13 protein-coding genes and 1 pseudogene are annotated in these 12,355 nt (G+C 66.1%); 4 read left to right on the top strand and 10 right to left on the bottom strand.

The genetic code is table 11. From position 1 onward, the window contains the following. Positions 1-315: 315 nt before the first annotated feature. Positions 316-1,488 (top strand): MFS transporter, encoded by a 1,173-nt coding sequence (locus AB0F86_RS08945; RefSeq protein ID WP_356983069.1) that lies wholly within the window; start codon positions 316-318, stop codon positions 1,486-1,488. A 94-nt stretch (positions 1,489-1,582) separates the two neighbouring features. Next, positions 1,583-1,999, top strand: coding sequence for a hypothetical protein (locus AB0F86_RS08950; protein WP_356983071.1), 417 nt, complete (start codon positions 1,583-1,585; stop codon positions 1,997-1,999). On the opposite strand, the gene AB0F86_RS08955 is transcribed toward AB0F86_RS08950, so the two are convergent. From AB0F86_RS08955 to AB0F86_RS08965, 3 genes are all read right to left on the bottom strand, one after another. After that, positions 1,959-2,327: a thioredoxin family protein gene (locus AB0F86_RS08955; RefSeq protein WP_356983072.1), complete on the bottom strand. Its 369-nt coding sequence runs from the start codon at positions 2,325-2,327 to the stop codon at positions 1,959-1,961. The two genes, AB0F86_RS08950 and AB0F86_RS08955, sit on opposite strands and share 41 nt — an antisense overlap. Before the next feature lie 200 nt (positions 2,328-2,527). Further along, the gene (locus AB0F86_RS08960; RefSeq protein WP_181699701.1) at positions 2,528-2,701 is read right to left on the bottom strand and encodes a hypothetical protein; all 174 of its coding nucleotides are present in this window, start codon (positions 2,699-2,701) and stop codon (positions 2,528-2,530) included. Positions 2,702-3,155: 454 nt separating this feature from the next. Continuing rightward, positions 3,156-3,656 (bottom strand): hypothetical protein, encoded by a 501-nt coding sequence (locus tag AB0F86_RS08965; RefSeq protein ID WP_356983791.1) that lies wholly within the window; start codon positions 3,654-3,656, stop codon positions 3,156-3,158. A 20-nt stretch (positions 3,657-3,676) separates the two neighbouring features. Between AB0F86_RS08965 and AB0F86_RS08970 the strand changes: the two are divergent. Then, positions 3,677-3,847: pseudogene (locus AB0F86_RS08970) on the top strand (SUMF1/EgtB/PvdO family nonheme iron enzyme); the annotation flags it as partial. A gap of 121 nt (positions 3,848-3,968) precedes the next feature. Further along, a complete protein-coding gene (locus AB0F86_RS08975; protein ID WP_356983074.1) occupies positions 3,969-4,370 on the top strand; it encodes a hypothetical protein in 402 nt (133 codons plus the stop codon). 7 nt (positions 4,371-4,377) lie between these two features. On the opposite strand, the gene AB0F86_RS08980 is transcribed toward AB0F86_RS08975, so the two are convergent. From AB0F86_RS08980 to AB0F86_RS09010, 7 genes are all read right to left on the bottom strand, one after another. After that, positions 4,378-5,595 (bottom strand): cation:proton antiporter, encoded by a 1,218-nt coding sequence (locus AB0F86_RS08980; RefSeq protein WP_356983075.1) that lies wholly within the window; start codon positions 5,593-5,595, stop codon positions 4,378-4,380. A gap of 60 nt (positions 5,596-5,655) precedes the next feature. After that, on the bottom strand, positions 5,656-6,009 hold the full coding sequence (locus AB0F86_RS08985; RefSeq protein WP_356983077.1) for a hypothetical protein: 354 nt from the start codon (positions 6,007-6,009) through the stop codon (positions 5,656-5,658). Beyond that, positions 5,955-7,016 carry a cation:proton antiporter gene (locus AB0F86_RS08990; RefSeq protein WP_356983078.1) on the bottom strand — a complete coding sequence of 354 codons (1,062 nt, stop codon included), beginning with the start codon at positions 7,014-7,016 and terminating at the stop codon, positions 5,955-5,957. Before AB0F86_RS08990 ends, AB0F86_RS08985 begins: the two co-directional genes overlap by 55 nt. A gap of 323 nt (positions 7,017-7,339) precedes the next feature. Continuing rightward, positions 7,340-8,575 carry a helix-turn-helix domain-containing protein gene (locus tag AB0F86_RS08995; RefSeq protein ID WP_225279674.1) on the bottom strand — a complete coding sequence of 412 codons (1,236 nt, stop codon included), beginning with the start codon at positions 8,573-8,575 and terminating at the stop codon, positions 7,340-7,342. Positions 8,576-8,817: 242 nt separating this feature from the next. Next, entirely contained in the window at positions 8,818-10,011 is a 1,194-nt protein-coding gene (locus tag AB0F86_RS09000) for a lipase family protein (protein ID WP_356983080.1), read from the bottom strand. 30 nt (positions 10,012-10,041) lie between these two features. Next, positions 10,042-11,250: a lipase family protein gene (locus tag AB0F86_RS09005; protein WP_356983082.1), complete on the bottom strand. Its 1,209-nt coding sequence runs from the start codon at positions 11,248-11,250 to the stop codon at positions 10,042-10,044. Beyond that, positions 11,240-12,136, bottom strand: a complete 897-nt coding sequence (locus AB0F86_RS09010) for an oxidoreductase (protein WP_356983083.1) — start codon at positions 12,134-12,136, stop codon at positions 11,240-11,242. The genes AB0F86_RS09005 and AB0F86_RS09010 overlap by 11 nt, the downstream gene beginning before the upstream one ends. Positions 12,137-12,355 lie beyond the last annotated feature (219 nt).

The raw sequence follows: 12,355 nt of genomic DNA on the forward strand, positions 1-12,355 counted from the left end.
ACCGCCGCGCGCGGCACACAGCGCCAATGGAGTGCCGGGCGTACTACCGAAGCCGTGGCCGGCCAACGAGGTACCACCTCCGCCCGGTCCGATATCCGGTCTCGCAGTAGGGTGTGATTCGTGACCACTGTGACAGAGGCGGACAGACCCTAGCCACCGGTCCCCCGGTGGCTGCCTCGAGTCGGCGACACCGCGCCCTGACGGCGCGGAAATTCGTGCTGCTCTGAAGTCCACCGGCTGGACCCGCTGTCGTCCGCGCGGCCGTCCCGTTTCCTCGGATGTGCCGTCCGCTTCGCACTCAGTGGGAGTACCCCTATGCCCAAGTGGTTGGCGGCGCTGTTCGCCGCCTCGTTCGTGTTCTATACCGACGACTATGCGATCGCCGGTGTCCTGCCCGAGATCGCCCGCGATCTGGGCGTGAGCCAGGCCGCCGCCGGTCAGCTCATCACCGTGTTCGCCGTGACAGTCGCCCTGGTGGCGCCAGTCGCCGCCGTCGTCCTGGCCCGCGCCCCTCGACGCGTGCTGCTGGTGGCGAGCCTGTGCGCGTTCGTCGCCGCCAACGCGGCCGCGGCGGGTACGCCGTCGTTCACCGTCCTGTTGATCTTGCGCGTCGCTGCGGCGGCAGCCGCAGCGGTCGCGACCCCGGCACTGTTCGCCACCGCGGTCCAGCAGGCCCCCGCCGCGAAGGTCGGCCGCTATGTCGCGGTGGTGGCGCTTGGCGTCACCGGGTCGATCGCGGTCGGTGTGCCGATCGGCACCTGGATCGGTGGCGTATTCGGCTGGCGCGCGGTATTCGCCACCATGGCGGTATGCGGCGTGCTCGCCCTCGCCGGTCTGCTGATCACGTTGCCGCGCAAAACGTTCGGCGATCCTGCGCCCGATTGGCGGGCGCAGGTACGCAGCCTGGGGCGGCGGCCGGTGACCTTCGGTCTGTTGGCCAATATGTCGCTGATGACCGGCTCGATGATGATGCTCACCTACCTCGCGCCGTTCCTCACCGATGTCGCCGGGGCGGCCGTCGATGCCCGTGCCCTCTCCTTCGGGCTGGCTGGTATCGCAGGAACCCTCGGCATGTGGGGTGGCGGCGCGATGACCGACCGGTGCGGCCCGGACCGCGCCCTGCTGATCGGTATGGGCGCCGTCGCGGGGTCGATGGCAGGCCTGTGGCTGCTGTGGGGCATGCGCCCGGTCCCGATCACAGCCGTGGTGCCGGTGCTCGCCGTGTGGGGTGCGGCCGCCTTCTGGAACTCACCCGCGATCCAAGCCCGGCTCGCCGCCCTGTCCGGCGCCCTCGCCCCACAGGCGCTGGCGCTCAACACCTCCGGCACGTACCTGGGTGTCGCCCTCGGCGGTCTGCTCGGCGGTCTCACCCTGGCCAGGTGGGGTTCGGGCGCACTGCCACCGCTCGCGGTCGCCTGCACCGTTCTCGCGCTGATGCTGCTGTCCAACGCGAGCGAAACCGCCCGTAAAACGCAGGCTCGCAAGTAGACAGCCGAGCCGCCGGTGCGGTATCCACCCACACCGGCGGTTCAGGCCGCTGTCCGAGCTCGCGATCTCAGTCCGTGTTGCTCCACGTCACGAGATGAGCGAGATTGTCGATCCTGGCCCCGAATCTCGCGACAAGGCAGTTGAGATCCTCGACCGCGGCGTCCTCGTGGTGCGCTCGGCAGTCGGGCGCGTGTCGTGTGGACGACCTGTCGAAGTAGAGGCTGACGATGTCGAATCCCAGGCGCTCGGCGACGATGTGGACGACAGCCTCGCCGGGATCGGCATCCGGGCGTCATCGCCAGCGGTGGCCCAACTCGCGAATTCCCGCCAGTCCCAGGCCTCGCCGCTGGAGAGGCCGGGGATGATCTGCATGACGTGCCCGCCATTCGGAGCTGGTTTCGCCGCCGTGCTGCGGTTCGAATTTCTCGTCATGATCCTGCGCACTCGATTCGCGGGAATGACCAACAGTTTCAAACATCCAGGCGTGATCCGGTCGAAACCGATGAACTGAACGGGAGGGACATGTACTCGGCGAAGTCGCCGACCAGCTCCCGATGAGTTCGGGCGCCAACGATCCGGTCGCGCACCTCGCCGTACACGAATATCAGAATGGTGGGTAGCGCGATGATCCGATGCTCCTCGACAACCCTCGACCAGTCGTCGTACTCCATTGTCGCGCACGAAATCGCCCGCCCCTCGGTCCTGGCGAATTGTTCGAATACCGGTTTGATCTTGTGCGAATTCGGGTCTCGACCGCCGTGAAACAGCACCGCGAGCAGCGGGGCTCGACGTTGCACGGTCCGGCTGAATCCGGTTGCGTCGGCAATTGTTTCGATCATTGCGCCCAAACTCCATTTGCCGGTCATTGCTTACCCTCGACCGGATGACTGCCGTTCTTCTCCGGCTCGACTGGAAAGACGGGTCCGGAGACGACGATCGGCTCCGGACCCGTCTGGACGCTGCCTTCGTGACATGTGCCGGAGCGCAGGACCCGCGCGATCCCACGCCCATGCCACCGAATCACGAGTTCAGCGAACAATCACAGGCAGAAGCTGACCTCGAGCGGGCCCAAATGAATGGGCAGGCACACTTCCACCGAGCCGGACACCGGAGCCACCGTCGGAGCCTCGGCCGCGGCCACGCCGGCGCCCAGCGCGGTCGCCGACATCGCGATCGCCACCGCCGCTAGCGGCCGAAAGATTCTGGAACTCATACTGCCATCCTCATTAGTGCGATTGTGATGCGTCCCATGAGCGGGACCGGTCACATCAGATCACGACCCGCGAGTAATGTCACGCTTACGGAAATAATTCACATTACTAGGCCGGGTATGTGCAGCTCGTTCGACCAGAAGCCGGTCACAGACTAATTTCTCAGCCAGAACTCACTTGAACCTCGGAGGCGTGTGCTCGAATTTTCACGGAGCGAGCCGTCCTCAAATATTTCGATATGAATCCATAAGCTTTCACCGGAACCGTTGTAGGTTTCTCCATAGGTAAATCACCACGACGGAATAGCGATGTCCGAATATACAAAGTTGCAGTCGACCTGTTCATGCGGTCGACCAACGAAATCGGATGATGCCCCGCGAACAGTCACGCGCAGGCGCCTTGGTGTCCTGCTCGCAGAATGCGCCGGTCACGTACTCCGGCTCCGCAACTAGCGGTTCAGCTGTCGGACCTGGTCCAGGTCCGGTACTCGGCCTCGCGGGACGGGGTGCCGTTCCATAGATGGCCAGGGAAGTCCTCGTCGCGTACTTCGGTTCGAATCGGGAGGTGGGCGCAGACGCAGGTGATGGTCAATGTGGCTGTGCGGGAGCCGAGTTCGTCGGCTTTGAGGTCGTGAGCCAGGTCGGTGGCGACCGGGAGGAGATCGTTCATCGTCGCCGTGCCGGGCAGACAGAGCTCGAGGTACAAGTCCACCGAGCCCGGTCGCTCGGGCGACAACGCCGATCTTCCTGCCGCAATGCGGACATCCGGTGGGAGGCGGGTGCGCTGCATGAACTTCGACAGATCGAGTCCGGCGATCGTCTGTGGGCCGGTCACGAATTTGCCCTGGCACGCCAGAACGGTCTGCGGTGGCTCGACTGGGGTGGTCTCGTCGGGCGTTCGGCAGGCGGCGGCCAGCGTCGCCGCGGCGATCGAGATCAAGGCTGTCACGCGTCTCATCGGGAATCAGACTAGCTGTTGAAGACAGTCGCGATCCGACACAATCGCGCCTGGGTCGACGCGTCATCAAAGGCGGGTCGCACCTGTGCGCACCGAACTATTGCCGTCGGTACCGCCCCGCGGCCAGGATGGCTCAAACCATCGACACCTCGACCTCGCACCTGGGTTTCCGCCTCGTGATTCGGCCCTGATCGTCGTCTTCACACCGTCAACCGGCCGACAGGCTTTCCTGCACCGATGGGCCCAGCACCTCCCCCGCTTCACCCGAAACGGGGGAACCGAGTTTCCATCGGTGGCCATAGCGTCGAAACCATGACCACCACCTCACACCCGGTCCGCCAAGGTTTGGCCGCGAGTATCACCATGCTCGCCGCGATCATGCTCCTGGTGGCAGGCACCCTCGGCATATTGCGCGGGATCGCCGGCATCACCAAGGACGAGCTGTTCCTGATCCCGAGCGAATACACCTACCAGTTCGACGTCAGCACCTGGGGCTGGATCCACCTCGCGCTCGGATTGCTTTTCGTAGCGGTCGCCATCGGAATGATGGTCACAGCGACGTGGGCCCGAATCTTCGCCTACTGCTTGGCCGCATTGTCGATCATCGCCAACTTCCTGTCCCTGCCGTACTACCCATGGTGGTCGATGATCATGGTGGGCATCGACCTCGTCATCATCTGGGCGATCGCGACTTGGAATCCTGACCGAGTCTGATCCTCGATCACCGAGACGAAGCCACTCGTTCCTGGTGTCGACTCGACAGGTGCGCGGCAAGAGTCGACCCGGCCCCGTGCAAGACGATGCTTCCCAGCACCGTCATGACCATGATCGTCAAAACGTGCTCGCCGTACGCCTCGGGCAGCAGGTTGAAGGCAAGCAATCCGAAGATGATGGACGGTGTACCACGCGGCGCCATCCAGCCCAGAAGCAGCGTTTCATGCCACGAAACATCGGTCCCCAGAAGGGAAACAGCGACGGGGACCATGCGGACGACGGTGAGCGCGGCCGCGCAGAACACCACCGATCGCCAGGTGACATCGCCGGCCAGGGCAAGGACGGCGGCGGCTCCGAAGACGAACCACATCTGGGTGGTCAGCAGGAAACCCACGTCGTCGATCAGCCGGCGACCTTCGGCGAAACGTTCGGACCGGCGACGCAGGTGATGGAACAGCACGCCGCACACGAACGGGGCGACGAACTCGTTGGCGCCCACGGCGTGTGCCACCGCGAACACCAACAGGGGGACGGCCACGACGGCCATGCGTTCGGACTGTGCGGTCATCCACCCACGGTCTTCCGCCGCGTTGACACCCGCTCCGAAAAGTAGCCCGAGCGCCGCCCCGACCATGATCGCCAGGGCAACGGCCCATGCCACGTCGGCGAGCGCCCCGAGCACGGACCTCGAACGGTCGGTACCCGCGGCAAGAGTGATACCGAAGAACAAGACCGGTGCCAGGACGCCGTCTTTGTAGCCTGCTTCGATATTGAGCACATCGCGAACTCGGCGGGGCACTCGCTCGTCACGCAAGATCGTCGAGGCGGGCGAGAAATCGGTGGGGACCACCACGCACGCGATGACGAGCAGCAGCGCCCACCCGGCCATGGGAAACAGCCAGGAGCCGACAAGCATGGCCGCGAGAACGCTCAACGGCAACGCGACGACCATCATCCGGATGACGAGTCCGGGGCTGCCTCCGAGCAACCGTCCTCGTGCCTCGGAGGAATCGACGAAGAGCAGCACCGCGAGGATGATCTCGGCGACCTCGAGCGCCGCGTGCGCGTCCAGGACGTCGCCGACTCGGCCGTGGGCCGCCACACCGGCGGCGATCCCCGCGGCGACCACGACCATCGGCGCGGTAATGCGGTGACGTTCGAGCCAACCGGCCAGCATCGCCCACAGCAGCAGCGCCGACGACACCGCGAGAATCGCTCCGGTCATCACGCCAGCCTGCCAGAACGATTCGTGCACGCAAGGGTGCCACGACTGCGATCCGAGGGTTTACGCGTCGGCTGGCGGAGGGTTTTCGTCGCCCTTCGTGCCGGGGTCGTGGCCGCCGGGAACGTCGATGATGCTCGCGGGGGCATGCAGGACGATTCGCCGTGTCGATGGTGGCGCCACCGACACCTTCTCGGGTGCGTCGTTGGGAAGGCCGGTCGTCCATCGCCCGTAACGGGCGGCCAGCGGTGCTGCACTGAGGCCGTGGACCACGACCGACAGCACCACCGTCACCGCGGCGATGTCGACCACCTGGTCGGCGAGTGCGACCGTACCCAGTTCCTCGAGGATCAGCGCGAAGATCACGGTGGCCAGCCCGCGCGGTCCGAACCAGCCGACGAACAGCATCGTCGGCATCCCCCAGCCATAGCCGGCCATCGCCACAACCACGGGACGATCCGCACCACGGTCAGGGCGCCGATCGCGACGACATACGTGCGAATGGTCGCGTCGGCGAGTGCCGGTCCTACCAGTGCCGCACCGAAGGCGATCCACACGACCGAAGACGCCAGCAGCCCCGTCGTTTCGGTGAACTCGGTCTGCGCGCGCAGCTCGTCGTCGACGAGATGACCGAAGCACACGCCACCGAGGAACGCGGCGACGAAACCATTTCCGTCGACGGCCACCGCCACGAAGTAGCACAGCAGCGCCAGTGCCAGAACCGCCGACTGCTCCGACAGCCGTGAGGTCCACGCGTGGGCGCGGCACCGACGCAACACCGCGCCGCCCGAACCGCCGACGCACACCGCCACCACGGCGGCGATCGCCAAGGACCAGACCAGGTCGACAACCCAGCGCTGTTGGCCCAGCTGTCCTGATTCGGAGGCGACAACCACCATCAGCACAGCCACCACCGGTGTCACCAGGCCGTCGTTGAGGCCGCTTTCCACAGTCAGGAGGCGACGAACTCGCGACGGAACCCGCGTATCGGTGACGACAGCGGCGCCGAGGGCAGCGTCGGTAGGTGCGATCAGGGCCGCGATCAGGGCGGCCGCCGCGAGGCCGTCTTCGGGGAACACCACGTAGGCGAGCACGGTTCCCGCCACCAGTGTCAGCGGCAATCCGATCAGCAACAGGCGCAACGCAGGTCCGCGATCGCCGCTGACATCTCGCAGCCGAAGATGTGAGGCGTCGGAGAAGAGCAACAACGCCAAAGTGATCTCCGCGACATTCAGCAACCAATGCGCATCCGGTGTGGCGTGGACCAGCCCGAGCCCCGTGCCCCCGGCGAGCACTCCCGCGGCTACGAACACCATCGGTGCGGTGACATTCGCGCGACCGAGCCGGGTTGCCACCAGGGAGTACATGAGCACAGTACCCAGCACCAGCAAGGGAATCGCCGTGGGCACCGCGTGGTCGTCCATCGCTCCTCGTCCCGCCGGCTGGGCTGTCGAATTCGGTACGAGTGAACCGTAGGTGAGCGACGGCGAGTCCGGCTCACCCGTTCCGGGTGACAGCGAAGACTCGTCCGCGCCGTCGCGCGGCAGGCTACCCGGCTTGTTCGGAGACCGGATAGGAGCCGCGCAGACGGTGCATCGTCGCCGTTACGACGGCGCGGATGTCGGCTTCCCGCAACGGGGATTTTGTCGAGGTATTCCTTCGCATCCCGGCCGAGGGCAGGACAAGACGTGAGCGACTGGAGCGAACCCGGGGACAGTGCGTCGCGGCCGGCGGACCAGCCTTCCGGTCACAGTTGACCCGACGTCGTGGCGCGGTAGCTGCGGGCGACGAGGGCAGAACGCATGTACCACAGGCCCACCGGTTGGGTGGGGTCGAAGCCGGTGAGTTGGCCGATGCGCTTGAGCCGGTAGTCGACGGTGTTGGTGTGCACGTGCAGGAGGCGGGCGGTGCGTTGGCGGTTGAGGTTGTTGGCGATATGGCGTTGCAGGGTTTCGAGGAGTTCGGGGAAAGGGTCGAGGGGGTCGAGCAACGAGCCGAGGAATTCGCGGCCGGGTCCGGGGCGGGTGAGCTGGTATTCGAGGGCGAGTTCGTCGAAGCGGTAGAGCCCGGAGGTGACGTCGAGGCGCTGGACCATGTCGAGGAGTTCGTGGGCTTGGTCGGCGGCGTCGGGGATGCCGACGGTGCTGGTTTCGACGAGGGCGGCGGTGATTCCGACCTGCGCGGCATGGGAGAGTTGGGCGACGAGTGCGGCCCAGCCGTCGCGGTCGAAGGTGTCGGCCGGGATGAGCACGGTGCCGCCGTCGACGCTGAGCAGTGACAGCGCCGAATCGCCGCAGCGTTTCGCCAATTCGGCTTGCACGCGACGCAATTTGCGCCGGGCAACGACCTTCTGGTCGAGAGCGGGAATGCTTTCTTGAGCGTGCGGCGGGAATGACAAGGCGAGCACGGCGTATTGCTCGGCGATGGCGATGCCGCATTCCCGGGCCATGGTCGAGGTGCTGTGGCCGCCGAGCAACGCCGAGGTGAGTGTGTGCACCGCGGTGTGATGTTCGCTGATGACACTGCGCAATTCACGCACATAGGCGAGGGACACCTGGGCGGTGATCGTGTCGAGCATCTCGACCACCATTTTCGCCCCGTCGATGAGGCTGTCGTAATCCTTCACCGATGCGCTCGACACCACCAGATCCAGGCCCATCTTGAAGCCTTCGGCGATCGAGTGGTGGATCGTGTCGATCGGGACTCCTTCGCGGGCCCAGCCGCCTGCCGCGTCCTGCAACCGCTGCAATTGGCCCGGAATATCGCGGCCGTCGAGCATTCCGACGGCGAATTCCAGGCAAATGCGGGTGATGGTGGTGACATCGCCCGCGATCGCCTCGCCGGGCAGGGTGCCGCACGGGATGACGTTGGCGACGAAATGTCCGACCATCTGCCGGGAAAGATTGCGGACGTCCTTGAGTGGAGACGATGCCGGTTTGCCGGAGATGGTCAGCGATTCTCTGGCGAGATTCTCGACGGACATCTGTTGTTCCCTTCGCCCGGGCTCGGCTCCACTGTGCGGCTCTGCAGCCAGAGCGAGCCCGCTGGTTCTCTGCGGTTGCACGGCGACGAATTCGTTCGGCCAAGCGGTGGAGATCAGATCTGTAGGTATAGCCAAACCTGCACGGTCACGGTGTGTCTACGCGGCGATGGTTGGAGAACGTCACGGTTGGACACCAGGCGTGTGTGTTGCTCTTCCCTAAGACGCCTGCTGTTTGCAGCCGATCATGATCGACAGCGGGTCGGTGCGGGTTCGCCGCGGAATCGGGCCTCGATGAAGTTCCAGGCTTCGGGCAGACCCGCCACCGCGGTCGTCATGTGCTCGGCGATCTGGTACCGGGAGAAGGTGAGCGCTACCCCTGCCGCGCAGTAGCGCCGGGCGACGTCGGCGACGGCGTCGAAGGGGGTGAGTGCGTCGAATTCGCCTTGCCAGAGCATCGTAGGTGTCTGGGGCAGGCCCGGATAGTGCCGCAAACTGTTCTCCCGCAGTACCGCTCGCGCTTCGGGATCGTCCATCAGGGACCTCGTCGCCGCGAGTTGTTCGGCGCTGCGGAGCACACCGTGGAACAGCAGGAAACGGCGGCATTCGTCGGCGGTGAAGTCGCGGAACCACCGGCCCTCGGCGTTGAGCTGGTCGGAAATGGGCAGCCGCTGCGGGTATTCGCGTTCCAAGCCCATCGCCGCTGCCCAGGCGAGGCCGAAGCCGGGATGGTTCCCGAAACCGATGCCGAGGGCCATCTGTTCGAGGTCGGCGGGAATACCGCCCGCGGCGACGCCGGCAAGGGTGAGCTCGGGCGCGTAGGTCGGCTGCATGGCGGCGGCCCAAGCAGTCGCCAGTCCTCCGCCCGAGTAGCCGGCCAGGGCGATCGGGGACTGGTCCAGGCCGAGTTCAGGGGCGCGCTGGAGTGCGCGCACGCTGTCGAGGGTCACCATGCCGCTGAGTTTGGCGGCCCCATAGGCGACATTCGGGCCGAGGTAGTCCGGCAGGGCGACAGCCCAGCCGCGTGCCAGCGGCAGCGCCGCGCCGAACGCGTCCGGAGTTTCGTCGTTGACGAGCGAGTGAGAAGGATTGCACTTGGTGCCGAGCGAATTGATCAGCGCCTGATACGAGACCAGCGGCGGATTCGGCACGCCCGTCGGGATCAGTACCGTGGTGACGCCCATGATCGGGTCGCCCGAGGAGTTGGTCGAGCGAAAGGCGACGTGCCAGATGTCGGTGCCCTGGTACGGGCCCAGGTCGAATTTCCGTTGCCGCACCACATCACCGGGAGCGAAATCGCCGATATCGGGCGGTGCTGTGAAGAACGGGTCGGCTTCCGGGGTGGGATATCGCGGCTCGGAGGTCGCTACCGGGGCGAAGACACTCGCGGTGACGGCATAGAACAGCACAGCCAGTACGGCCGGCCAGATGCGGCGCATGGTCGATCCTCGATCTTTGGGAGAGTTGGGTCAGCAGTTGCTCGGCGCGGGCTCACCGCGGAACCGAGCGTCGAGCCAGTCGACCGCGGACGGGAAGCCGAGCACTGCGGTGGCCAGGTGGTCGGGGCTCGGATAGAGCTCCGAGCGCACCGGTGTGCCGGCTGCGCAGTAGCGCCGGGTGGTGCGATCGATGGCGTCGACGGGGATCAGCGGATCGATCGGGGTGTGCCATTCGAACACGGGCATGGTCGGCACGCCGTCGAACAATTCGAGGCTGTTCGCGTCGCTCACTTCCCAGACGCGCGGGTCGTCGATCAGCGAGACGGTGGACGCGAGGTCGGCGGCGCTGTGCATGGCACCCGCGGCGATCACTTCGACGGTGCAGCCGTTGGCCATCGCGTCGCGGACAGCCAATCCGGTGTCGTTGAGTTGCGCGCTGATCGGGAGGCGGTCGGGATATTCGCGTTCGAGCCCGAGCGCAGCGGCCATCGCCAGTCCGAACATGGGATGCGGTGCGAGGCCGAGAGTGCGGGCCATGGTGGTGATGTTCATCGGCACACCGCCCTGCGCGGCGCCGACCAGGCGGAGTTCGGGTGCGTACCGCGGGGCGAGCGCGGCTGCCCAGCCGGTGGCCATCCCACCGCCGGAGTAGCCGAGCAGGGCGGCCGGGCTGTCCGCGAGTCCGAGCTCGGGGACCCTGGTCGCGGCGCGGATGCCGTCGAGGGTGAGCTGTCCGCCGAGCCTGGCCGCACCGTAGGCGGCATTCGGACCGAGATGATCGGGTAGAGCGATGCTCCAGCCGCGCAACAGCATCGTGTTCAGCAGCGGCACAGCACGATAGAGCAGATTGGGATCGTAGGCGTAGAGCGCGCGCGAGACCGCGCACTGGGTGCCGAGACCGTTGATGATGTGCTGATAGGACAGCAGCGGGGCGCCGGGGCGATGGTCGCGGGGTGTGAGGATCGTGGTGGTCGCCGCGATCGGGCGGCCGTGTGAGTCGGCGGAACGGAACTTCACCAAGGTGACGGTGGCCGTGGGGAAATACGGCAGCGGTTCCTGCACGCGGACCGCGAGCACCGCACCAGGGTCGGCGGCGGCGATGTCGGCGGGTGCGGCGTAGAACGGGTCGGGGTCCGGGATCGGATACACCGGCGGCGATCCGGCCGCGGAATGTGTTCCCGACGCCGCGCACACACCGATCACCGCCGCAAAGGCAAGGGCGCGAACGCTAATCCCCATGCGTCACCGCCGCTGTGGGGTAGCGAACTCCGGTCGCTTGTTCGGACGCCGTCCACAACTGCTGCCACAGGGTGCGGTCTCGCGACAGCGCGCTCGACGGGCACGCACCGACCGGTCCTCGGGTGTTGAACAACCTGGTCGGACCCCAGTAGATGTCGGGGTCGGCCGCCGGTGCGGTGGCCGCGTAGAGCGTGGATTGCGCGGCGGCGGTGCGGGATTGGCCGACCAGCCGGATGAAGGGCTCGGCGACGTAGTCGAGCGGAGTCTGGGTCCTGGCGACGAGCCCGGTCGGGGCCACGCCGGGGTGCACGGCGTAGGAGCGCAGCGTCGACCCGGTTTCGCGAAGTCTGCGCTGCAATTCACGGCCGAATATCAGCGTCGACAGTTTCGATTCGGCATAGGCAGTCGAACGATGGTATCGGCGCCGTTCGAAACGCAGATCGTCGAGTGGGAGTGATTTCGTCCAGCCGTGCGAAATACTCGACAAGGACACGATCCGGTCCCGCACCTTGTCCAGCAGAAGGCCGGTGAGTGCGAAATGTCCGAGGTGGTTGACTCCGAACTGCATTTCGAATCCATCGACGGTGCGGGCGAATGGTACGTTCATCAACCCGGCATTGTTGACGAGGACGTCGAATTCGCCGCATTCCTGTGCGAACCGCCGCACATCGGCCAGATCGGCCAGGTCGAGGGCGGCCACGGTGACATCGCCCGCTATCCGGTCGGCGACCGCACGCCCCCTTTCCGGGTCCCGACACGCCATGACCACCGTTGCACCACGGTCGGCGAGGGTGCGCGTCACGATCGCACCGAGGCCACCGTTGGCGCCGGTGACAACGAATCGCCTGCCGTGTTGATCCGGTACCGGTTCGGGAGTTCTGACCATGGCGCATGACCTTACGAATCCCGACAAAGCCGTGGCAATACGTTTGGAAAATGTCAGGGACCACGGCCGGACCGTTGGTCGTTTCCCAAAGCCGTTCGCGGCGCGGCTGATTCGGGCCCCGTTGTCGTAGCGTGAGGCCGTGAGTGTTGCCGAGTAGATCGCCGGCAGAATGCCCGATCCCGCTGCACTACTCGTTTCTGTCACATTCCGCCCACCGAG

This window comes from Nocardia sp. NPDC023733 (assembly GCF_040639775.1).
GTDB classification, from domain to species: domain Bacteria; phylum Actinomycetota; class Actinomycetes; order Mycobacteriales; family Mycobacteriaceae; genus Nocardia; species Nocardia rosealba.

Coding starts and splice junctions, on each gene's coding strand:
- AB0F86_RS08945 (WP_356983069.1), top strand. CDS start 316: ATGCCCAAGTGGTTGGCGGCGCTGTTCGCCGCCTCGTTCGTGTTCTAT.
- AB0F86_RS08950 (WP_356983071.1), top strand. CDS start 1,583: ATGAGCGAGATTGTCGATCCTGGCCCCGAATCTCGCGACAAGGCAGTT.
- AB0F86_RS08955 (WP_356983072.1), bottom strand. CDS start 2,327: ATGATCGAAACAATTGCCGACGCAACCGGATTCAGCCGGACCGTGCAA.
- AB0F86_RS08960 (WP_181699701.1), bottom strand. CDS start 2,701: ATGAGTTCCAGAATCTTTCGGCCGCTAGCGGCGGTGGCGATCGCGATG.
- AB0F86_RS08965 (WP_356983791.1), bottom strand. CDS start 3,656: ATGAGACGCGTGACAGCCTTGATCTCGATCGCCGCGGCGACGCTGGCC.
- AB0F86_RS08975 (WP_356983074.1), top strand. CDS start 3,969: ATGACCACCACCTCACACCCGGTCCGCCAAGGTTTGGCCGCGAGTATC.
- AB0F86_RS08980 (WP_356983075.1), bottom strand. CDS start 5,595: ATGACCGGAGCGATTCTCGCGGTGTCGTCGGCGCTGCTGCTGTGGGCG.
- AB0F86_RS08985 (WP_356983077.1), bottom strand. CDS start 6,009: ATGCCGACGATGCTGTTCGTCGGCTGGTTCGGACCGCGCGGGCTGGCC.
- AB0F86_RS08990 (WP_356983078.1), bottom strand. CDS start 7,016: ATGGACGACCACGCGGTGCCCACGGCGATTCCCTTGCTGGTGCTGGGT.
- AB0F86_RS08995 (WP_225279674.1), bottom strand. CDS start 8,575: ATGTCCGTCGAGAATCTCGCCAGAGAATCGCTGACCATCTCCGGCAAA.
- AB0F86_RS09000 (WP_356983080.1), bottom strand. CDS start 10,011: ATGCGCCGCATCTGGCCGGCCGTACTGGCTGTGCTGTTCTATGCCGTC.
- AB0F86_RS09005 (WP_356983082.1), bottom strand. CDS start 11,250: ATGGGGATTAGCGTTCGCGCCCTTGCCTTTGCGGCGGTGATCGGTGTG.
- AB0F86_RS09010 (WP_356983083.1), bottom strand. CDS start 12,136: ATGGTCAGAACTCCCGAACCGGTACCGGATCAACACGGCAGGCGATTC.